General features: G+C 66.8%; 20 protein-coding genes and 1 riboswitch. Of the genes, 14 read left to right on the forward strand and 6 right to left on the reverse strand.

The annotated features are described in order from the left end of the window. Positions 1-63 precede the first annotated feature (63 nt). From KRX55_RS01250 to KRX55_RS01285, 8 genes are read left to right on the forward strand one after another with little or no spacing between them, the layout of a single operon-like run. A complete protein-coding gene (locus tag KRX55_RS01250) occupies positions 64-1,389 on the forward strand; it encodes an aromatic ring-hydroxylating dioxygenase subunit alpha (protein ID WP_200260716.1) in 1,326 nt (441 codons plus the stop codon). 34 nt (positions 1,390-1,423) lie between these two features. Beyond that, the gene (locus tag KRX55_RS01255) at positions 1,424-1,777 is read left to right on the forward strand and encodes a non-heme iron oxygenase ferredoxin subunit (RefSeq protein ID WP_218406045.1); all 354 of its coding nucleotides are present in this window, start codon (positions 1,424-1,426) and stop codon (positions 1,775-1,777) included. Continuing rightward, positions 1,770-3,002, forward strand: a complete 1,233-nt coding sequence (locus KRX55_RS01260) for an NAD(P)/FAD-dependent oxidoreductase (RefSeq protein ID WP_218406046.1) — start codon at positions 1,770-1,772, stop codon at positions 3,000-3,002. Before KRX55_RS01255 ends, KRX55_RS01260 begins: the two co-directional genes overlap by 8 nt. Positions 3,003-3,030: 28 nt before the next feature. After that, positions 3,031-3,591: an aromatic-ring-hydroxylating dioxygenase subunit beta gene (locus KRX55_RS01265; RefSeq protein ID WP_218406047.1), complete on the forward strand. Its 561-nt coding sequence runs from the start codon at positions 3,031-3,033 to the stop codon at positions 3,589-3,591. Positions 3,592-3,603: 12 nt separating this feature from the next. Next, positions 3,604-4,428, forward strand: coding sequence for an SDR family NAD(P)-dependent oxidoreductase (locus KRX55_RS01270; protein ID WP_218406048.1), 825 nt, complete (start codon positions 3,604-3,606; stop codon positions 4,426-4,428). Continuing rightward, a complete protein-coding gene (locus tag KRX55_RS01275; RefSeq protein ID WP_255567490.1) occupies positions 4,428-6,029 on the forward strand; it encodes a class I adenylate-forming enzyme family protein in 1,602 nt (533 codons plus the stop codon). Before KRX55_RS01270 ends, KRX55_RS01275 begins: the two co-directional genes overlap by 1 nt. Continuing rightward, positions 6,026-6,346: a hypothetical protein gene (locus tag KRX55_RS01280; protein WP_370625723.1), complete on the forward strand. Its 321-nt coding sequence runs from the start codon at positions 6,026-6,028 to the stop codon at positions 6,344-6,346. The genes KRX55_RS01275 and KRX55_RS01280 overlap by 4 nt, the downstream gene beginning before the upstream one ends. After that, complete coding sequence (locus KRX55_RS01285) at positions 6,343-6,756, forward strand: PaaI family thioesterase (RefSeq protein WP_218406050.1); 414 nt, start codon at positions 6,343-6,345, stop codon at positions 6,754-6,756. The genes KRX55_RS01280 and KRX55_RS01285 overlap by 4 nt, the downstream gene beginning before the upstream one ends. A gap of 287 nt (positions 6,757-7,043) precedes the next feature. Here the strand turns inward: KRX55_RS01285 and KRX55_RS01290 are convergent, their stop codons facing one another. Continuing rightward, positions 7,044-7,394 (reverse strand): PaaI family thioesterase, encoded by a 351-nt coding sequence (locus tag KRX55_RS01290; protein ID WP_255567491.1) that lies wholly within the window; start codon positions 7,392-7,394, stop codon positions 7,044-7,046. A gap of 296 nt (positions 7,395-7,690) precedes the next feature. After that, a riboswitch (SAM riboswitch) is annotated at positions 7,691-7,808 on the forward strand. Between the two features lie 16 nt (positions 7,809-7,824). On the opposite strand from KRX55_RS01290, the gene KRX55_RS01295 reads away from it, so the two are divergent. The 5 genes from KRX55_RS01295 (at position 7,825) to KRX55_RS01315 (ending at position 13,234) form a co-directional block, all read left to right on the forward strand. Continuing rightward, positions 7,825-8,229, forward strand: coding sequence for a hypothetical protein (locus KRX55_RS01295; protein WP_218406052.1), 405 nt, complete (start codon positions 7,825-7,827; stop codon positions 8,227-8,229). A 353-nt stretch (positions 8,230-8,582) separates the two neighbouring features. After that, positions 8,583-10,262, forward strand: coding sequence for an alpha-keto acid decarboxylase family protein (locus tag KRX55_RS01300; protein WP_218406053.1), 1,680 nt, complete (start codon positions 8,583-8,585; stop codon positions 10,260-10,262). A 236-nt stretch (positions 10,263-10,498) separates the two neighbouring features. Next, positions 10,499-10,873 carry a hypothetical protein gene (locus KRX55_RS01305; protein ID WP_218406054.1) on the forward strand — a complete coding sequence of 125 codons (375 nt, stop codon included), beginning with the start codon at positions 10,499-10,501 and terminating at the stop codon, positions 10,871-10,873. A gap of 77 nt (positions 10,874-10,950) precedes the next feature. Next, positions 10,951-11,187, forward strand: coding sequence for a hypothetical protein (locus tag KRX55_RS01310; protein WP_218406235.1), 237 nt, complete (start codon positions 10,951-10,953; stop codon positions 11,185-11,187). Between the two features lie 151 nt (positions 11,188-11,338). Next, on the forward strand, positions 11,339-13,234 hold the full coding sequence (locus KRX55_RS01315) for a protein-arginine deiminase domain-containing protein (protein ID WP_218406055.1): 1,896 nt from the start codon (positions 11,339-11,341) through the stop codon (positions 13,232-13,234). Positions 13,235-13,525: 291 nt separating this feature from the next. On the opposite strand, the gene KRX55_RS01320 is transcribed toward KRX55_RS01315, so the two are convergent. The 5 genes from KRX55_RS01320 to lepA form a co-directional block, all read right to left on the reverse strand. After that, a complete protein-coding gene (locus KRX55_RS01320; protein WP_218406056.1) occupies positions 13,526-14,278 on the reverse strand; it encodes a hypothetical protein in 753 nt (250 codons plus the stop codon). Positions 14,279-14,872: 594 nt separating this feature from the next. Further along, on the reverse strand, positions 14,873-15,379 hold the full coding sequence (locus KRX55_RS01325; RefSeq protein ID WP_218406057.1) for a hypothetical protein: 507 nt from the start codon (positions 15,377-15,379) through the stop codon (positions 14,873-14,875). Positions 15,380-15,736: 357 nt separating this feature from the next. Beyond that, the gene (locus KRX55_RS01330; RefSeq protein ID WP_255567449.1) at positions 15,737-16,708 is read right to left on the reverse strand and encodes a diacylglycerol kinase; all 972 of its coding nucleotides are present in this window, start codon (positions 16,706-16,708) and stop codon (positions 15,737-15,739) included. A gap of 183 nt (positions 16,709-16,891) precedes the next feature. Next, positions 16,892-17,551, reverse strand: coding sequence for a hypothetical protein (locus KRX55_RS01335; protein WP_218406058.1), 660 nt, complete (start codon positions 17,549-17,551; stop codon positions 16,892-16,894). 122 nt (positions 17,552-17,673) lie between these two features. Further along, positions 17,674-19,521, reverse strand: coding sequence for a translation elongation factor 4 (lepA, locus tag KRX55_RS01340; RefSeq protein WP_200260667.1), 1,848 nt, complete (start codon positions 19,519-19,521; stop codon positions 17,674-17,676). 156 nt (positions 19,522-19,677) lie between these two features. On the opposite strand from lepA, the gene KRX55_RS01345 reads away from it, so the two are divergent. Then, entirely contained in the window at positions 19,678-20,241 is a 564-nt protein-coding gene (locus tag KRX55_RS01345; protein ID WP_370625724.1) for a type II toxin-antitoxin system PemK/MazF family toxin, read from the forward strand. The last annotated feature ends 119 nt before the right edge of the window (positions 20,242-20,360 follow it).

Raw genomic sequence — 20,360 nt, forward strand, 5'->3', positions numbered from 1 at the left:
ACTCACCCCACAGTCCAGACCGGTTCCGGCGCACTGAACAGACGAGGAGATGAGACCTTCACCGTGTCTGCATCCACCAGCCCACTTCCCCGCGGAACCCTGTCCCGCCCCGCCGGCCTCGATCAACCCCTCGACGTCTCCGGGATGGTCGACCCGGACGGTGGCCTGATCGACCGCCGGATCTTCGCCGATCAGCAGGTCTACCAGCAGGAGATGCGCCGGATCTTCGCCCGGAGCTGGCTGTTCATCGCCCACGAGGACCAGCTCCGGAAACCCGGTGACTTCTTCCAGACGTACATGGGCGAGGATCCCGTCATCGCGACCATGAACAAGAAACGCGAGTACCGGGTCCTGCTCAACAACTGCCGCCACCGCGGCGCCCGCGTCTGCCGCGCGGACCAGGGCAAGACCAAGAACTTCACCTGCACCTACCACGGGTGGGCCTACGACCTGGATGGCAACCTGTCCAACGTCCCCGCCCAGGACTCCTACCCGGACACCTTCAACCCCGCCGACTGGGGCCTGGTCACCGCTCCCCGCGTGGAGAGCTACAAGGGGCTGATCTTCGCGAACTGGGACGCGGACGCGGAACCGCTCGAGGACGCCCTCGGCGATATGAAATGGTACATCGACGCGTTCATGGACCGCGATCCGGAAGGCACGTGTGTCGTCGGCGGTGTCACGAAGTGGGTCCTCGAGGGCAACTGGAAGCTCGCCGCCGAACAGTTCGCCACCGACTGGTACCACGTCAACATGTCCCACGCCTCCGCGCTGATGGTCATGTCCCCCACCGGCAAGGGACCGAAGAAGGAGATCGCCCAGCGGTCCGGGCGCCAGTACACCGACGACCACGGCAACGGCGCCGGTTTCCCCGTGCACCCGAGGAACCGGTTCGACGCCCAGCCGGTCCACGAGTACTACGACTACGACTTCCTCAGGGAGCGCCTCTCCCCGGAGCAGGTCACCGGCCCCCTGACCAACGGGCACGCCACCGTGTTCCCGAACTTCTCCTACCTCCCGGTCAACGGCTCGATCCGCGTGTGGCACCCCAAGGGGCCCGACCGGATGGAGGTCTGGTCCTGGACTGTCCTGGACAAGTCGATGCCCGAGGACGTCCGCCGCGCGCAGCGGCTCTACAACCTCCGCACCTTCGGTCCCTCCGGGATCTTCGAGCAGGACGACGGGGAGAACTGGTCCGAGTGCCAGGCCAACGCCCACGCCTTCATGGTCGGGAACACCGCCCTGAACTACCAGATGGGCATCGGCACCGAAAAGGAGGAACCGGGATACCCGGGAACCACCTCCGAGCTCTACTCCGACGCCGCCGGCCGGGGACTCTACCGCCGCTGGCGCGAACTGATGTCCACCCCGGCCTGGCACGAAGCCTGATCCGAGCAGCCCCTCATTTCCGAAAGGTCCGAACATGTCTGAACCCATCAAAGTCGGCACAGTCGACGACATCGATCAGGAAGAGGCCCTGGTGGTCCCGCCGGAGACCTCGGGCCACCCGGTCGGTATCGCGGTCTTCCACACCGATGAAGACGAATTCTACGCACTCGACGACATCTGCACGCACGCCGACGCATCCCTCGCCGACGGGTGGATCGAAGGCCGTGAGGTCGAGTGTCCCATGCACGCCGGCAAGTTCTGCCTGAAGTCCGGCAAGGTCCTCTCGATGCCCGCCGTCGAGGACACCAACACTCACAAGGTGGAGATCCGGGACGACGAAATCTGGCTCTACCCGGGCGTCCCCGCGGAGGAGCACGACGATGAGTGACCCCCAGACACGGAACCCCGAATCCGTGACCGTGATCGGCGGCGGCGTCGGCGGCTTCACCGTCGCCAGTGAACTCCGCAACCACGGCTACACCGGCCCGGTCACCATCATCGATCCCGAGGGCCACCCCTACGACCGACCGCCGCTGTCCAAGGAGATGCTCACCGGAGAGAAGAACGCCGAACAGCTGCTCCTCGCGGCCCGCAGCTGGTACGGGGACAATGACGTCGAACTGCTCCGCGACTCGGTCGTGCGCATCGACCCGGAGAGCCGGAAGCTGGTGCTGGAGGATTCCGGGGAACGCCCCTTCCACGATCTCGTCATCGCGACCGGCGGCCTTCCCCGGCAGCTTCCCGTCCCCGGTTTCGACAACCCCGATCTCCTGGTGCTGCGCAGCATCGACGACGCCCGGGCACTGCGCCAGAAGCTGAAGCGCGGGACCCACCTGGCGATCATCGGCGCAGGCCTGATCGGTGCCGAGGTCGCGTCCTCGGCACTCAGCCTGGGGGCGCGGGTGACCCTCATCGATCCCGCCCCGATCGCGCTCGTTCCCGCGGTCGGCCCGGAGATCGCCCACCGGCTCCACGACCTGCACGCCGCACACGACGTCACCTACCTGCAGGGAATGACCACCGCCGTGCACGGTAACGACGGCGCCTTCACCATCGACATCGACGGACACGACAGCGTCGAGGCCGACTGCGTGCTCCTCGCGGTGGGCATCGTCGCCGAAGAGCGCCTCGCCCAGTCCGCCGAACTCGACTGCGACGGCGGCATCCTGGTCGACTCCGCGCAACGGACGACGGCGGACGGCATCTGGGCCGTGGGCGACTGCGCCCGACTGCGCACCCCCGACGGCCACCTCGAGCGTCGCCACGAGCACTGGGAATCCGCGGTGTTCGAGGCACAGACGGCCGCCGCGTCGATTCTCGGCCGTCCGCTGCCGGAGCACGGTGCGAGCTGGTTCTGGACCGACCGTTACGGGGTCCACGTCGAGTGCGTCGGCTCCATGACCGCCGAGGGGACCACGGTCGTCCGACCCGACGCCGACGGCAACCCCGGCATCGTGTTCCGACTGAACCCGGACGGGACCATGGCCGGGTGCGCCGCCTACGACAACGGCATGGCCGTCCGGGCGGCCCGGCGGATCATCGACCGCGGCATCGTCGCGGACCCGGAGAAACTCGCCGATCCGGGAATCAACATCAAGAAACTCGCCCGGTGACCGACCGGACGCGGAGAAGGAGAACACCATGACCGACTACCTGCGACGCGAAGACATCACCGTCGGCGAGCGCGTGGACCACGCCCTCTACTACGAACTCGTCAACTTCTACAACGACGAGGCGGACCTCCTCGACGAGGGGCGGTACGTCGACTGGCTCGAGCACTTCGCACCCGACCTCTACTACTGGGCCCCCACCCGGACGAACCGGCTCCGCCGCCAACAGGCACTCGCGATCGCCGGGCCGGACGAGGCCGCATTCTACGACGAGACCCACGATTCCCTGGCCTGGCGCATCCGCCGCTTCGACTCCGGAATGGCCTGGGCGGAGGACCCGCCGTCACGGACCCGGCACCTCATCACCAACCTGAGTGCCCGACACGCGAGCGGCGAAGACGAACCCGACATCATCGAGGTCCGGACCAACTTCCTGGTGTGGCGGACCCGCCTGGAACGCGAACGCGACATCTTCGTCGGCACGCGCACGGACCTGGTGCGCCGGACCGACGAGGGCTTCCGGATCTTCGACCGCCGGATCCTCCTCGACATCAACGTGCTGCCGAGCAAGAACATCTCCACGTTCTTCTAGAGAGGAGACACCATGACACCAGGCAGAACGACACTGATCACCGGCGCCGGCTCCGGGCTGGGGGCGGCACTGGCCGCACGCTTCGCCCGGGAGGGCTCCAACGTCGCGGTCCTCGACATCGACCTGGACAGGGCCCGCGCCGTCGCCGCGGACATCGAGGCCGAAGGCGGATCCGCACTCCCGCTCGCCGCCGATGTCCGGACGGCGGCGGACCTGCACGCCGCGGTCGATGAGACCCTCGGTGCCTTCGGGCGCCTCGACACGGTCATCCCCAACGCGGGGATCTGGGACTACCAGCGCTCCGTCGCCCGCCTGGGCGGCGAGGAACTCTCGGCCATGTTCGACGAGATCTTCGCCGTCAACGTCAAGGGCTATCTCCTCACCGTCGAAGCGACCTGGCGGGAGCTCGTCAAGACCCGCGGCTCGATCGTGATGACCCTGTCCAACGCGTCCTTCTACGCCGACGGCGGCGGCCCGGTCTACACGGCCAGCAAGTTCGCCGACCGGGGCCTCATGCTCCAGTTCGCCCACGAACTGGCGCCCAAGGTCCGGGTCAACGGCGTCGCCGTCGGCGGCATGCAGACCGATCTCCGCGGCCCCAAGGCGATCGGCCTCGACTCACGGAGCTTCTCCGACACCATCGGACGCCGCTCCGGAACCGCGAACCCCTACATCCCGCTCCACGACATCTCCACGGATCCCGCGGGATTCACCGGCCCCTACGTCCTGCTCGCGTCACCCACCGACGCCGGCGCGGTCACGGGCGCCATCATCAACGCCGACGGCGGAATCGCCGCCCGAGGCTTCAGAAACTCAGCAGGAGGCGATGACCTGTGATGATCACGGGAGTCCACCACAGTTCCGAGAAACTCGACGTCAACCCCTGTTCCCAGATCCTCCGCCACGCCCTCTACCAGCCCGATGAGGTGGCGGTCGTCTACGAGGACGAGTCCACCACCTACGCGGAGCTGGTCGAGGAGATCCGCGCATGGGCCGCGCACCTCGATGAGGCCGGCGTCAGGCAGGGCGACCGCGTGGCGTTCCTGGGAATGAACTCCGAGTCCTTCGTCCTGACGATGCTGGCCAGCTGGTGGCTCGGCGCCACCTTCATGCCCTTCAACTTCCGGCTCTCCGCGCCGGAGGTCACCCAGCTGCTGCTGCAGGGCACCCCGCACACCATCGTCGTGGAGGGCAGCCACCTCGACATGGCGAAGCACATCTACGGTATCGACAGGCACCACGTGCTCATCGTCGACGATGACCCGCATGCGGCGGCCGACAGCGACATACCGATCTACTGGAAGCGGACGTCCTGCGCGCTGACGGATCTGGACACGACGATGGTCGCCCGCCCGCGCCCGATGACGATGGCGGACCTGGCGCTGCTGCTGTTCACCTCCGGCACGACGGGACTCCCGAAGGGGGCCCAGCTCACCTTCGGCAACCTCTGGTGGAACGCCATCAACGTCGACACGATGGTCGACTCACGCCCGGGCGACACCACGCTCGCCACCGCGCCGTTGTTCCACGTCGGGGCACTGAATTCCTTCGCCATCCGGGCGCTCGTCCGCGGGAACAGGCTTCTCATCCACCGGCACTTCGATCCCGCCAGGGTGCTGCGGGACATCGACGACTACCAGGTCGGATCGGCGTTCCTCGTCCCCGCCCAGCTCGACGCGATGTACTCCCACCCGGACTTCGCGGGTTCCGAGCTGAAGACCCTGCGCGCGACGATCTGCGCGGGCGCCCCGGTTCCCCCGGTCCTCATCCGCCGGTACCTGGCCAAGGGCGTCAACGTGCAGCAGGCCTGGGGACTGACCGAGACCGCCCCGTTCGCCACCTATCTCCCGCCCCGGATGACCGAGAAGAAGGCCGGTTCCTGCGGCATCCCGATGCCCTACACGGAGATCAAGCTGGTCAACCCCGACACCGGCGAAGAGGTGAAGGACGCCGGTGAGACCGGTGAGCTGTGGGTCCGCGGCCCCAATGTCGCCACCGGGTACTGGAACAACCCCGAGATCACCGAGAAGGCCTACACCGCGGGCTGGTTCCACTCGGGTGACCTCGGCCACCGGGACGAGGACGGGTACTACTACATCGTCGACCGGCTGAAGGACCTCATCATCACCGGCGGCGAGAACGTGTACCCGGCGGAGGTCGAACGGGTCCTCGCCGAGATCGACGGCGTCCGAGGGAGTGCCGTCGTCGGGCAACCCGACCCGAAGTGGGGCGAGATCGTGGTCGCCGTCATCGAGTCGGAATCGGGCCGCGAGTTCTCGCTCGAGGAGGTGCGCGACCACTGCGGCCACCACCTCGCCCGGTACAAGCTCCCGAAGCGGGTGGTCATGGTCGATCAGATCGCGCGCAACTCCGCCGGGAAGGTCGACAAGATCGCCATCCGGCAGGTCGTCCGCGATTCGGGGGAGCGGGAACAGTGAGCGCGGTACACATCTCCAGGTCCCCACTCCGCCACACCTACCCCTACGGCAGCGACGACATGGAGCTGCCGTTCGGGACGGCCGAGTCGATGCGGACGGGTGTCAGCGAGGTTTTCGCCGCGCACCCGGAATGCCGGCGCATCGTCATCGCCGTGCCCGAGGGTGACCTCGACGCCGTCTCCGAGTGCGAGGCCGCGGGTCTCCGCTACGTCGTCGACGTCGAGACCCGGGAGGGCGCCGAAGTATCCCTCATGGTCGCCGAGCCCGACTGGCTCACCCGACAGTCCACCGACATCTCTGAACTGGAGCTGAAATGAACTTCACCGAACAATGGGAGCGCTTCTACACCGAGGTCGACGACGTAGCCGTCACCCTCAGGCTGTACCCGGTGTCCGGCGACAGGGAACACGTCACCGTGGGCATGCCGCTGCACAAGGCGATCACCCAACCCGCCGGCATGTTCTCCGCTCCGGCGCTCTTCGGTCTCGCCGACATCACCGGCACCTGGTTGGCGATGCAGCAGGTCGAGCCCGGGGTCTTCCCGCTGGCGGTCTCGTCCTCGGTGAACGTGGTGTCGAACACGCGGGAGGGCGACGCCGTGGCGACCGCCCGGATCGTCCGTGCGGGTCGCACCGTGATCGTCACCGACACCACCGTTCATTCCTCGGTCGATGACTCGGTCCTCGCGAAGGTCGTGACCACCTATACGGTTCCGCGGTCGCGGTGACACGCTGGTAGAAGGGGCGGATCGGCTTCGTCCGGGCGCTGATCGACGGCGGTGTCCGCACCCCGCGTACCGGTACGGGCGGCCGTACGAGCGCCGACTTTCCCCCGCGGGAACGTCCGGAACCTGAGGTGGGACGGTGGCGGTGTGAATGGCGACCGTGCCCCGGGGCACGCCGGTGGACCGGAGGGATCGACCGCCACGACCGGCGGGCGTCCCTCCTCCACCGGTGTGGTTGAGTACCGTCGTCACGTACGGGAAGCCGGGAGGGGTCTCCTCCGCGGTGTCCGTCAGGTGCTCATCCCGATGATCGCGTTGGTCACGCGGATCGTGGAGAGCCGCTCCCCGTCATCATTGACCACCACCTCGTAGCTCGCGAGCATCCGTCCGAGTTTGATGGCGGTCGCGGTGGCGGTAGCGAAGCCGCTCAGCCCGGTGCGATGGTGGGTGGCGTTGATGTCCACCCCCACGGCGCCCATGCCCAAGGATGAGGCGTGGATCAGTACACCCCAACCGGCCACGGCCTCCCCCAGAGCGATGATCGCTCCGCCGTGGAGCACGCCCCGGAACTGCCGGTTGCCGGCGATCGGGATCCGGGCGACGACCTTGCCCGCGGACTGTTCCAGAACCTCGATGCCCATCTTCTCGTCGTGCTCCCCGAGTTCGACGGTCCAGGGCTGATGCTGTTGACTCACTGTGTTCTCCTCGTCGGCGGGCGGCACCCGACCGCGGATGACACCACCTCCAGGAATGTGATCCATGTTACATCCCTCGTGTTCCGGACCCCGCTCCACCGTCGGACACGCACTAGTCCGCCGACCGCCGGCGGGCACGTACCCCGACAACCCGCCGGCAGCGAACGAATCCGCCGGAGAGTAACCGGCCCGGCCCCAAAAACCCGATGACGGGAAACCACACCGCTGGTATTCTCGGATGTGATCGAGAAGTCCGACGCAAGAGACCCCCGGCTCGTCGACTGGCAACCGCGTATCGCGCACGGTGCCCCCGGAGGAAGATCCGCCGCAGGACAATTCCGTCCTGCGGAAGAACGCGACAATCCCAGGAGTTCACATGAGTGGGCACACCAATCCCGAACACCGGAACATCACCAGCACCCCGGACTATCTGCCGGAACTCGGTGCGACAGCACTGCCCTCCGGCTGCCGGAACTACGGCACCGGACACGCGGTGCACTGGATCCGGATGAGCCACGCCAACAACAGTGAGTGGGAACCCGCGGACATCGGCGACGTGGACGGGCACTTCATCACCTTCACCCACGGCGACACCACGATCCGCCGCTGGAACCACGACGCGGAGCGGCTCCGCGCCGTCACCGACCTCGTGCTGCTCGAGTCCGGCGCCGACGTCCGGTGGTCCGACCGGTACAACATCCTCCAGGTCACCATCGGCGACAGGGCCTGGCTGTTCGGGCTCGAGGAGGGGGCCGGAACCCCCTGCAGCTACGCCAGCTGACCCCGCGATCCGGGATCGGCGTGCCCCACCACCCGTGGTGGGGCAGACCTCCCGCGGTGTCCGCACCCGGGGGAACGTACGGTTGTGCGAATGAGACACGGTCCCGCCCAGTGGGAATCGGAGTGAGCGAATCCCCAGCCCACCCACGGAGCGACGGGGGCCCGCGGGGGTGCGGCTGAGCAGCCGGGACCCCCACCCTTCCGGGTCGGGCATCCGGATGTGGGCACTGCCCGTAATCTGGGAAAGTGATACGTACCACCTAGGTGGATACGCGGAAGCGGTGTGGATCCGAAAACACAGGCGCCCCGCCAGAGAATCACCCCGAAACACCCTCTTTCAGATGGAGAGCACCAATGAGCCATTCCGGCAGCAGCAACTACACCGTCTCGGACTACCTGTTCGACCGGATCGCGGAGATCGGCATCAACCACGTCTTCGGTGTCCCCGGCGACTTCAACCTCAAGTTCCTGGACACCGTCACCGCACACGACCGCCTGACGTGGGTCGGCAACTGCAACGAGCTGAACGCCGGATACTGCGCCGACGGCTACGCCCGCCTCAAGGGTGCCGCGGCGATGGTCACCACCTTCGGGGTGGGCGAACTCTCCGCGATCAACGCCACCGGCGGCTCCTACGCCGAGTACGTCCCGGTCCTCCACATCGTCGGGGCACCGGTCACTGAGATCCTCACCTCCCGGAAGAAGATCCACCACAGCCTCGGCGACGGTGTGTTCACCCACTTCTACGAGATGGCCGGCCACGTGAACTGCGCCCAGTCCTGGCTCACGCCGTCCAACGCCACCAGCGAGATCGACCGCGTGATCACCGAGATGCTCGCCCAGCGCCGGCCGGCCTACCTCGTGCTCTCCCCCGACGTCGCCGCCGCCGAGGTCTACCCCTCGGACGTGCCCCTGGAGATCGATCACGCCCGCAGGCAGTCCTCCAGCGCCGCACTCAAGGCCTTCGAACGGGCCGCCACCGAATTCCTGGCCGGCCACTCCGCCACCGTGCTCGGCGACCTGCTCGTCCACCGCGTCGGCTGCATCGGGAACTTCGACCGGATGATCAACGCCAACAACCTCCCATACGCCACGCTCACCTGGGGTAAGACCCTCGTAGACGAGCGCAGCGACCGCTTCGCCGGAATCTACCTCGGTGCGGCGTCCTCACCGCGTGCCGGGGACGCGGTGGAGAACGCCGAGCGGCTGATCACGATCGGCGTGGAGTTCACCGACTCCACCACCGCCGGGTTCTCCATGAACCTCGGAGTCGACCGGGTCCTGGACATCTCGCCCACACAGTCCGTCATCGGCGGCCGCACCTTCGCACCACTCCAGATGGGCGACGCGATCGACGCACTCGCCCGTGTCCTCGCCGAGGTCGAGGTCGCTCCCCACGAACTGAAGGAACGCCACGTTCCCACCGAACCTCAGCCGGATCCCGACGAGCCACTGACCCAGAATGTGCTGTGGTCGAAGGTCTCGGAGTGGCTGCCCGAGGATTCCCTCGTCATCGCGGACCAGGGCACCAGCTTCTTCGGCATGGCCGACAGTCCGCTCCCCTTCGGGGTCAGCTTCATCGGCCAGTCACTGTGGGCCTCCATCGGTTACTCCATCCCCGCGGCCCTGGGTGCCGGGATGGCGAACCGCGACCGGCGCATGGTCGTCCTCGTCGGCGACGGCTCGGCCCAGCTGACTGTGCAGGAGATCGCCACCATGTTCCGCGAGGGCATCAACCCGCTGGTCATCCTGGTGAATAACTCCGGTTACACCATCGAACGTGCCATCCACGGCGCCGACGAGGTCTACAACGACATCACCCCGTTCAACTGGCAGGACATCCCCCGCGCCTTCGGCGGCAGCGATGACAACTGCCTGGTCCTCGACGCACCTACCCCGGCGACCCTCGACGCGGCCCTGGAACAGGCCGACCGGAACCGCGACAAGCTCGTGATGATCGAGGTGCACACCGACCGCGACGACTACCCGCAGATGATGCGCAGCTTCACCGAGACGCTCGGCAGGAAGGGCTAGTAAAGGCGCACCGGCGTGGCTCCCGGATCCCCGAGAACTCAGGGGCCGCGCCCCTGAGAAGCCGCCAGCAGGCCCTTCCACACACGCATCGGCAGTGCTGAGGTACATCCAGAAGCGCGACAGGTGACCATCCCTGTCGCCCCTCCCGATGGTCGCCGGTCAGACACCACTCTCCTCCCGATCACCTGCCGCAGGACACGTCTGTCCACCCGGCACCGATCAGCAGAGGAGTCACCATGAACGACCGCACCACCCAGAAGGAGATCAACTCCTTCACCGCACCGGACTTCGGGCCGGACGAACACCGACCCCGGAACAGCGACGGGACGCTCACGGTGACGATCATGACCCCGGACGACTGGGAGCCCGCTCGGATCCTCGAGGTCTCCGGGCACCTGGTGACGTTCGCCTTCCGCGACACAACCGAATGCCGCTGGACGCATGATGCCGCGCGACTGCGGGCCGTCGCGGATCTCGCGCTCCCCAGCGGGAACGTGGTCACCCTCTGGTCGCCGGGGCGAAGGATCCTGCAGGTGTCCCTCGGAGCGACGGACTTCCTCATCGACCTCCACCGGGCGAGCGACCAGAGTTCCGGTAACCAGCGGCGGTGAATCAGGGCGGCCAACGAGACGGCCGATCGACGGTACAGGCGCACGGTATTCACGGTATCGACGCGGTGTGATTGTGATTGTGGAGGGATCCGACCCCCGCGATTCGCATCGCCGTTCTCACGCGCACCCGCAATGACTCCGGCAGGATCGTCGACACCCTCGCCCGGAGGGACGTCGAGGTGAAGTTCTGCAACGAGGCGATGCGGCGTGAACGGTCACTGCTCTATGTCGCGGCGTCCCGTGCCCGGGATGAGTTGCTGGTGACCACCGGTGGCGCACCCCCGGAGTGTCTTCCGTCTCTGATCAGGAGGTAGTAGGCGATCTCCGCGGCGGCGGATGCTGCAGCGACGGGAATTCTGTCCTGCCAGCGTATTCCCAGGTTCTCACGCATCCCCGCCACAGTTGCTTAATGAAAAATCTTCGCAGTAGTCTAGGTTCACCACTACTACCGGAAAGGTTTTTCACTTGAATCTCCGCCGATTCCGGGCCGGCACCACCCTCGCCGCGCTCGCCTGTTCCTCCCTCGCACTCACCGCGTGCAACCCGGTCGACTACATCAACTCGGTCACCACCGTCACCGGCTCCAGCTCCCTCTCCTCCGAATGGAAGGCACTCGCCGACCGACTGATCTCGGGGTTCAGCTCCGAGAGTTCCCCGGCCACTCCGAAACCCGCCCCCACCGCGCCGCCGCTGGCAACGATCGTCGGGGACACGGACCGCGACGGACACGTCACCGACGCCGACCTGGACAACCGGGAGCGGGCCGACTTCGAGGCAGGGGCGATCTTCCTCGCCAACCTCGACGACGACGCCGCGCGGTGCACCTACGAGGCCGAAACACCCCGCGCCGAACTCGCCGCCTGCAACGACGCCGCGGATGAGGTGGTCGACGGTGACGCGGATGCCCTCGATCTCGCCCGCCTGCAGGTGAAGGCGGCGGCGGAACTCACCGACGCCGCAACCGCGTCCCTCGACTACGACACCGCCCACGCCCGCATCTTCCTGCTGCAGGAGGACGGAAACTGGACGCCGGTGACCGCGTCGACGACGCTGACCGCAGCGCAACTGCGCACCGGCGTCACCCTCGGAGTGGAGGGGCTGGACGTGATGCGGGACCGCACCGCGTGGGACGGTCGCCTCACCGTCACACTCACCACGACCGACGACGGCTCGTCCACGGTGGACCGCGTCCAGCTGCAGCAGGCACCGCTGCGGGGTCACGACCACACCGAGGACCTGCAGACGGTGCTCACCCTGGACGACTCCTTCAAGGACGCCGCCCCCTTCAACGCCAGACTGGAGAAAGCCCTCGGCGATGTGGAACTGCGCAGACTTCCCGGCATGGATGTCCAGTGGATCCAGGACGGCAGCGAGGTCTTCCACTCCTCCATGCCCGGTGAGAACGGCCCGCAGCACATGCGGATGGTGATGCGCGTCGATCAGGGTGAGGACGGCCAGAACGCCATGTACCAGCTCCGGGGCCGGGACGTCGGCGTCGCGGAGGTCAACGTGACGCCCGGAACGTCCGACCCGAGTGCCGGCGGCAACCTCGAGTTCCTGCCGCCCACACCGGCTCACCCGAACGGCCGGACGATCATCGGCGTCCGACAGCACCCGGATCTCGTCGCCGAGGACCACGGACACGACGCCGACGACGATCACGGTCACGGGACGATGGATGAGAACTCGCCGACCGCGGAACAGCTCGCGTTCCTCGCGGCGCAGGGCTACGACGATCCCCTGATCCTCGACACGAGCCACCTGGCTGTGGGCCACGTCGACGAGATCGTCCACGTCCTGCCCGCCGACAACGCGGCCGGTTTCAAGCTGCTGGTCGCGGATCCCGGCCTCGGGAAGAAGATGCTCTCCGACCTCATCGCCGAAGGCCACGGCGACGTCCAGCTGGTCGACTACCCCAACAGCCCTACCACCGTTTCCGAGGCCACCGACGAGATGATGCAGCGCCAGCACGCCGTCGCCATCGAGGTGAGCGACCGGAACATCGCGACCCTGAAGGCCGAGACCGGTCTGGGCGAGCAGGACATCATCCGCTACCCCGCCTGGTACCGGATGGACCTCCACGACGCCTACGACCCCACGAAGATCTACCCGATGGCCTCGTTCAACCCGAACGCGATCAACGGCATCGTGCGCGACCCGCACACCTACATCGCACCGAAGACACTCGGACCGGACATCAACGGCACCGATGTGTTCGCGGATCACCTGAAGAGGCAGATGTCGGAGGCGGGGTACGAGGTCATCTTCATCGACGACTACGACTACCTGCACCGTGGCACCGGGGAGATCCACTGCGGGACGAACCAGTTCCGCGAGATGACGCCCTGGTACGCGGAGTAGAGGACGGGGCACCGGATGAGACCCGGCACACGGGAACCCGGCGTTCTGGGAGCGGGGCGGTCGGACCGTGATGCGTGTGCCGGATACTCCGGGCGGGGAAACGGACACCCCGGTAGCGGCATCCCGACCCGCGGATCCGGGTGAACCACGGGCAACCGGGCGAGGCGCCGGGCGACTGTCCGGCCCCCGACCCACGGAGCTTCCGTACCGGACGAATCAGTGGCGCCGACCGGGGTGTCCGACCCCCGGGGCACAACCCCCGGCGATGGTGGCCCGGCGCGGAAGCGACGGTCACTTCGCCTGATAGAACTCGGGGGTGCGGTCCCGGGACGGGTCCATCTGGACGTTCGTCACCACGAACTCCCCACCGTCGTAGACCATCTGAGCTCTCATGAACCGCGTCGGGCAGCACGCGCCGTCGTTCGGCCCCGGGGCGTACCAGCTGAAGTTGACCCGGCCATCCCGGATGGTGAGCTCATCGGCCGGGCCCCGGCCGGGATTCTCGACGACCTCGGACCGGGGTGCCGAACCGAGGTACTCCCCGCCGTTGGTGTAGAAGACGAGGACCGACGGCCAGGGCACACCCCCGGCACTGCAGTAGATGTCGATCACCCCGTCATCGACACCGTCACCCGTGACGTCACCGATGACGATCGCCGGGTCCGGAGGCGAGCCGTCCCACGGATCAACCCCGGCGATTTCCGCGAAACCGCTCAGCTGGTCCGTGACCGGCAGGACACCGTCGACCAGTTGGCCTGCCTCGTGCCCGCAGACCGGAGGGATCCAGGCATTCATGAGCTGCTCCGCTGACACGGGAAGCGCCACCGGTTCAGCCGGGATCTCGCTGGAAGGAACGGCGTCCGTCTCCGATTCGGCCTCGGATTCAATCATCCGTTGCCCGGTGGTCCGCGGGACGTCCGCATCGCTGTCGTCGGTGGCTCCGGCGACGGTCGCGGTGTCGACGGCCGTGCTCGGTTCAGCACCTTGATCGGTACCGGCGCACGCCGACGCCGTCAGTGCCACGCCGAACAGTACAGCTCCCACTCGTCGGATTCTCATGGTGCACGCCCCTCGCGGTGTACGGATCAGTGGAATTCCGGACGGGACCGTCCGTTTCTCAAGTGTAGGAGCAGCGGGATTCCGCGAAGTGGGTTCTCCGTACCATCACCCCGATCCGTGGTCACCCAATCGAAGCGGTCCGCCCTCACCGGGTGGGCGCCCGGAGCACCGGGGCACGGGCCGTCTGCCGTGCCCGCCGTCAGGGGACCGGCACGATGAATCTCGCGGCAGCGGGCACCACCTCCACCGTGACCGGCAGCCCACCACCGTACGTCCGGGTGTTGCCGAACCACCACAACACACGATCAGGGTCGCCACCAATCCGTTTCCCATCTGTGCCAGGGGCCTCTGTGCACCTCGGAGAATCATCCGGACAGGCGTCCGCGGGCCGGCCGGGGACGTACTCTGAGACAGAATACGTGGGGTTGAGGGGATCGGTCCCACCGTTGCCGCCTCTCCCCATCCGGTAGGTTCCAGTGCCGCATCCCTCCTGCCTGGCACTTCGCCGCGTCTACCGGAGTCGACGAATCCTCCCCCGATACGCACCTCTGGCCCTGGTTGGGTGATTTCGGGGATCACTCAGCCGCCATAGATCGGCTCCCGGTCTTTCAGAGGGTCAAGCTGGATGTCCGCCACGACGAATTCCGTGCCGTCGTACAGCATCCGGGCCTTCATGTACTGCGTTGGACAGCATGCGGGTTCACTCGGTGTCTTCGGTCCGTACCAGCTGAAACTGATCCAGCCGTCTTCGATGGTCAGCTCGTCCACCGGACCCCTGCCGGGATTGTCCACGATGTCAGACCGGTGTACCGAACCGAGATATTCTGAACCATTGGTGTAGAAGACGAGGGTCGACGGCCACCCGACCCCTCCGGCGTCGCACACGATGTCGACGACCCCGTCATCAACACCGTCACCGGTGACATCACCGATGACGATCGCCGGTTGTTTTCCCCCTAAAACACCCCAGATATTCGCGGACCCTTTTCGTTGGTCTTCCACGGGCAAAACGCCATCGACCAGATGTCCAGCTTCGTGGCGGCACACCGAGGGAATCCAGGCGTTCATGAGCAGGTCGGCTGTCACGGGGAGAGCCTGCGGCGTGGAACCGCTTCCCGTGGCCCCCTGCCCCGAATCAGTTTCCCCGCCGGTAGCTGAGCAACCGAAGAGCACCACTGTCGCACAGACCAGTGCCGTTCCCGTTTTCCACGATCCCATGGACCACACCCTCTTTTCTGGTGTCCACTCCAGTCCTCCACCAATCAGAACCATACGTTCGCTCAGCGTAGAAGCACGAGAGCTGCCTGGTTTGAAACTACTATGCGCTCCATCACACTCACGCTGCGCTGTAGCTCCAAACACGGCCGCGATTCGCCTCGAATGGTGGGTGGGTGAACCTTCGGGCGCTCACCCACGGCCGCGCCCGCCGGACCCTGATCGCCGTCAGGGCGCCGGGACGATGAACCTCGCGGCCGCGGGCACCGCCTCGACCGTGACCGGCAGGCCCGCCATGCGTTCACCGTCCGCGTACGCATCCACGCCGTGCACCCACACTTCGGCGCTCCGCACCCGGAAGCTGTGCACCTCGGGCAGTTCGACGTGGGTCCCCTTGAGGATCCTCGCCATGCAGGACACGAATCGCACCCTGTTCACGGGATCGACGAGGGTCACCTCGAGGAGACCGTCCCGGTGGTTGGCGAAGGGACAGACCGGGAGCCCACCGCCGTAGGTCCGGGTGTTGCCGAACGCCGCGAGCATCGCCGAACCACGCAACTCAAGGGACGATCCGTCCACCGGTCCGGGCTCCCCGGGAACCGCGTGCCTGCCGTGCAGCGTCATCGAGAAGGACAGGGGGCGCAGATTGATCAGTTCGGCGGCGATCGAGAGGTTGTAGCGGGCGGAGCCGTGCGGCCAGGTCATCCGGTTCGCCCGGTCACTGACCAGGGAATCGAATCCGGCCGTCATGACGGTGCCGAACCACCTCACCGCCCCCGTCCGGTCGGTGATCCGGCCCAGGTCCGTGGTCACCGTGAAGCCCGCGGCGATGACCTCCGCCGCGGCCTCCGGGCTCGTCCTGGGCAGGTCGTGCTCGCGGGCGTGATCGTTGCCGGTACCTGAGGGTATCACCCCGACCGGTATCTGCTTCCCGGCCGTTTCCTGGAGCACGACGTTGATCATGCCGTCGCCGCCGCAGACGACGATCGCGTCGAAGCGCCCTGATTCGACCGCCTCCCGGGTCAGCCGTCGGGAATCCTCCGTCGTCCGCCCCTGGAAGGCCAGGACCTCGACACCCGCGTTCCGGAACGTCGCCATCGCACGTTCCGTCGAGTGCCGGGCACGACCGTGTCCGCTGTCGGGATTCGTGAGCATCGCGACGGCGCCGATGTCGACGAAGCCCATCGGGTAGTCGGTCATGTGGTCGCTTTCGGTGGACGGATCTGGGTGAGGGGCGCCGGGCTGATTCGCGGTGCCCGGGTCATCAACGTGGATGAGCTGATCTTCCCACAGCCCGGCACGGACAATCACCTCGAGCCCGCCCCGCGCCCGCGGAGTTCCGTCGTTGCCTCCACCGGTCCGGTACGGACGCGCGGACGCCGCTCACACCCGCACAGACAGCTGCGAGTAGATGCTCGCGGCCAGTCGGGTCATCTCGAAGGAGTACACGGCGACGATGAGGGTGAACAGAGCCTTGACGCTGTCGCCGAAGGTGAACAGGTCGCCACCGCGGGACCACTGGTAGCAGAGCAGGGAGACCACCAGCGTGAGGGCGTAGACCCCGATGGCGAAGACCCTGTTCCACTCGTGGATCAGTGTGTCCTTGTCGCTCTCCGGGATCTCCCGCCAGACGCGCTCGGTGACCAGCCAGAAGTAGAAGATGAACGCCGACGGAACCGCCATGAGGTTGATGACGAGGAACATCAGCGGCAGTACCCCGGTTCCTCCACCGATGAACAGTCCCGCCGGTATAAGCCCCACGGCGAGAACGAGGATCAGGAACGGGAACAGCGTCGTCACCACCAGCGGGAACAGTGAGCGGCTGAAGTCCGAGTAGGTGATCGTCCTGATGAGCAGGTGGCGGTGCTCCTCCCGCGGGGAGACCGACGGGACCGGGTCCGGGCTCTTCGCCCGGAATCTCCGGAACATGATCACGGCGGCGATCAGCACCGCCAGTTCGATCACCGCCATGATCTCCACGGGAAAACCCTGGAGGAAATCCAGGGTCCGCTCGATGATCACCGGAACACTGTTGACTTCCATCTCCGTGCCAGACGCCCCCTCTTGCGTGTCTTCAGACAGGTCGGGGGAACCTTAGCACCGCCACCTGGCAACGGGCTGTGTGCCGTCTGTCGACGTTGAGAGTCGGCAGCCGCCGCGGCCGTCTACCCCTCGTCGGTGGAGAGTGCCGCGACGAAGGCCTCCTGCGGCACGGAGACGGAACCGATGTTCTTCATCCGCTTCTTGCCCTCCTTCTGCTTCTCCAGGAGCTTGCGCTTACGCGAGATGTCGCCGCCGTAGCACTTCGCGAGGACGTCCTTGCGCAGGGCGCGGATGTTCTCGCGGGCGATGATCTTCGACCCGATGGCCGCCTGGATCGGCACCTCGAACTGCTGGCGCGGGATGAGGTCCTTGAGCTTCACGGTCATCTTGTTGCCGTACCACTGGGCGTTGTCGCGGTGCACGATGGCGCTGAACGCGTCGACGGGCTCGCCCTGGAGGAGGATGTCGACCTTGACCAGATCGGACTCCTGCTCACCGGCCTCCTCGTAGTTGAGGGAGGCGTAGCCGCGGGTGCGGGACTTGAGCATGTCGAAGAAGTCGAAGATGATCTCGCCGAGCGGCATGATGTAGCGGAGCTCGACGCGGTCCTCAGAGAGGTAGTCCATGCCGCCCATCTGCCCGCGCTTGGCCTGGCACAGCTCCATCGTGGTGCCGACGAACTCGGCGGGCACGATCACCGTCATCTTTACGATGGGCTCCCAGACCTCCCTCGGCTTGCCGCCGGGCCAGTCGGAGGGGTTGTGCACGGTCAACTCCTCGCCGGATTCGGTGACCACCCGGTAGCTCACCGACGGTGCGGTGGAGATGAGGTCGAGGTCGAACTCGCGCTGCAGCCGGTCTCGGGTGATCTCCATGTGGAGCAGGCCGAGGAAGCCGCAGCGGAACCCGAAGCCCAGGGCGACGGAGGTCTCGGGCTCGTAGATGAGGGCCGCGTCGTTGAGCTGGAGCTTGTCCAGTGCGTCCCGGAGATCCGGGTACTGCGCCTGGGAGATCGGGAAGAGGCCGGAGTACACCATCGGGCTCGGCTCGGCGTAACCCTTGAGCGGTTCCTCCGCGCCCTTGTTTGCCCAGGTGATCGTGTCACCGACCTTGGACTGGCGGACGTCCTTCACGCCGGTGATGAGGTAGCCGACCTCGCCGGGCCCGAGCCCGACGCACTTCTTCGGGGTGGGGCTGACGATGCCGATCTCGAGGAGCTCGTGGGTGGCCCCGGTGGACATCATCCTGATCTTCTGGCGCGGCTCGAGTGTGCCGTCGACCATGCGGATGTAGGTGACCACGCCACGGTAGGTGTCGTAGACGGAGTCGAAGATCATGGCGCGCGCGGGAGCGTCGGGGCCCTTGCTGGAACTCGGCGGAGGGACGAGCTCACAGATACGGTCGAGCAGCTCCGGCACGCCCTCTCCGGTCTTCCCGGAGACCCGGAGCACCTCGTCCGGTTCGCAGCCGATGATGTGCCCGATCTCCTCGGCGAACTTGTCGGGGTCCGCGGCGGGAAGGTCGATCTTGTTCAGGACGGGGATGATCTCGAGGTCGTTCTCCATGGCCAGGTACAGGTTCGCCAGGGTCTGCGCCTCGATGCCCTGGGCGGCGTCAACCAGGAGGACCGCCCCCTCGCAGGCGTCGAGGGCGCGGGAGACCTCGTAGGTGAAGTCGACGTGACCGGGGGTGTCGATGAGGTGCATGACGATCTCCTCCCCCTCGTGCGCCCCGGAGCGGGGAACCCACGGCAGTCGGACGTTCTGCGCCTTGATGGTGATGCCACGCTCACGCTCGATGTCCATGTTGTCCAGGTACTGGTCACGCATGTCCCGCGCCTCGACCACGCCGGTCAGCCCCAGGATCCGGTCCGCGAGCGTGGACTTCCCGTGGTCGATGTGGGCGATGATGCAGAAGTTACGGATCTGCTTGGGGTCGGTGTACGTAGCTTCGGCAAAATTTGCGGCCATGTGTGTGACGGTCCCTTCCTGGTTGGAGCTCTCCTGACACTACCCGACCGGGCAACCGCAGCCCACGCGCATCGGATACACCGCCGTCGGGCACGGGAGGACACCCGGCCCCGATCCCCGCCCCCGACGTTCCGGCAACGACTAGGATCGTGAACTGTGAACGATGGCGGGCGAAGCGATGAGAGCTGGTTCCACCGTGCCGTGAGCTCCGTCCTCGGCCGGGGCGACAGTGCGCTCGATCAGGGGCTCGAGGTCATCAACGACCGCCTCGGGCTGAACCCGTCGAATCTTGCGCCGGCACACCGTAGCATCAAGTCGGCGACCACCTACGCCACGCAGCCGACCGAGTCCATGGCACGCAGCATCTACTACGCCCCGGACATGGACGGGCAGGCCGACCCCGGTGAGGTCGTGTGGATCTGGGTGAACACCGACGGCCCCGGCTCCCCCGCGCGTGAGCGGGCGATCATCGTGATCGGCCGCTCCAGGCAGTACATGCTCGGGCTCGTGATCTCGCCGAACCCGGAACACGCCGAGGAGGACAACTGGCTCGGCATCGGTTCCGGCCCCTGGGACGAGTCGGGCAGGCAGTGCTGGGTACGCATGGACAAGGTCCTGGAGATCCCCGAGCTGGAGATCAGGCGTCAGGGTGCCGTCATCCCGCGGCACCGGTTCGAACGCATCGCCAACCGACTGCGCAGCACCTACGGTTGGGGCTGAGCCCCGCCCTCGTTTGTCCGGGTCACCGGGTGCTGGTACTCTGTCAAGCTGTTATTCACTTTCCGGGCGTGGGTGCCGGAGCGGTCAGGACCTTGGGTCCGCTCAGGAGAACGCACCCA

Source organism: Corynebacterium sp. TAE3-ERU16, from assembly GCF_019209935.1.
GTDB lineage: Bacteria > Actinomycetota > Actinomycetes > Mycobacteriales > Mycobacteriaceae > Corynebacterium > Corynebacterium antarcticum.

Coding starts and splice junctions, on each gene's coding strand:
- KRX55_RS01255 (WP_218406045.1), top strand. CDS start 1,424: ATGTCTGAACCCATCAAAGTCGGCACAGTCGACGACATCGATCAGGAA.
- KRX55_RS01260 (WP_218406046.1), top strand. CDS start 1,770: ATGAGTGACCCCCAGACACGGAACCCCGAATCCGTGACCGTGATCGGC.
- KRX55_RS01265 (WP_218406047.1), top strand. CDS start 3,031: ATGACCGACTACCTGCGACGCGAAGACATCACCGTCGGCGAGCGCGTG.
- KRX55_RS01270 (WP_218406048.1), top strand. CDS start 3,604: ATGACACCAGGCAGAACGACACTGATCACCGGCGCCGGCTCCGGGCTG.
- KRX55_RS01275 (WP_255567490.1), top strand. CDS start 4,428: ATGATCACGGGAGTCCACCACAGTTCCGAGAAACTCGACGTCAACCCC.
- KRX55_RS01285 (WP_218406050.1), top strand. CDS start 6,343: ATGAACTTCACCGAACAATGGGAGCGCTTCTACACCGAGGTCGACGAC.
- KRX55_RS01290 (WP_255567491.1), bottom strand. CDS start 7,394: ATGGGCATCGAGGTTCTGGAACAGTCCGCGGGCAAGGTCGTCGCCCGG.
- KRX55_RS01295 (WP_218406052.1), top strand. CDS start 7,825: ATGAGTGGGCACACCAATCCCGAACACCGGAACATCACCAGCACCCCG.
- KRX55_RS01300 (WP_218406053.1), top strand. CDS start 8,583: ATGAGCCATTCCGGCAGCAGCAACTACACCGTCTCGGACTACCTGTTC.
- KRX55_RS01305 (WP_218406054.1), top strand. CDS start 10,499: ATGAACGACCGCACCACCCAGAAGGAGATCAACTCCTTCACCGCACCG.
- KRX55_RS01330 (WP_255567449.1), bottom strand. CDS start 16,708: ATGACCGACTACCCGATGGGCTTCGTCGACATCGGCGCCGTCGCGATG.
- KRX55_RS01335 (WP_218406058.1), bottom strand. CDS start 17,551: ATGGAAGTCAACAGTGTTCCGGTGATCATCGAGCGGACCCTGGATTTC.
- lepA (WP_200260667.1), bottom strand. CDS start 19,521: ATGGCCGCAAATTTTGCCGAAGCTACGTACACCGACCCCAAGCAGATC.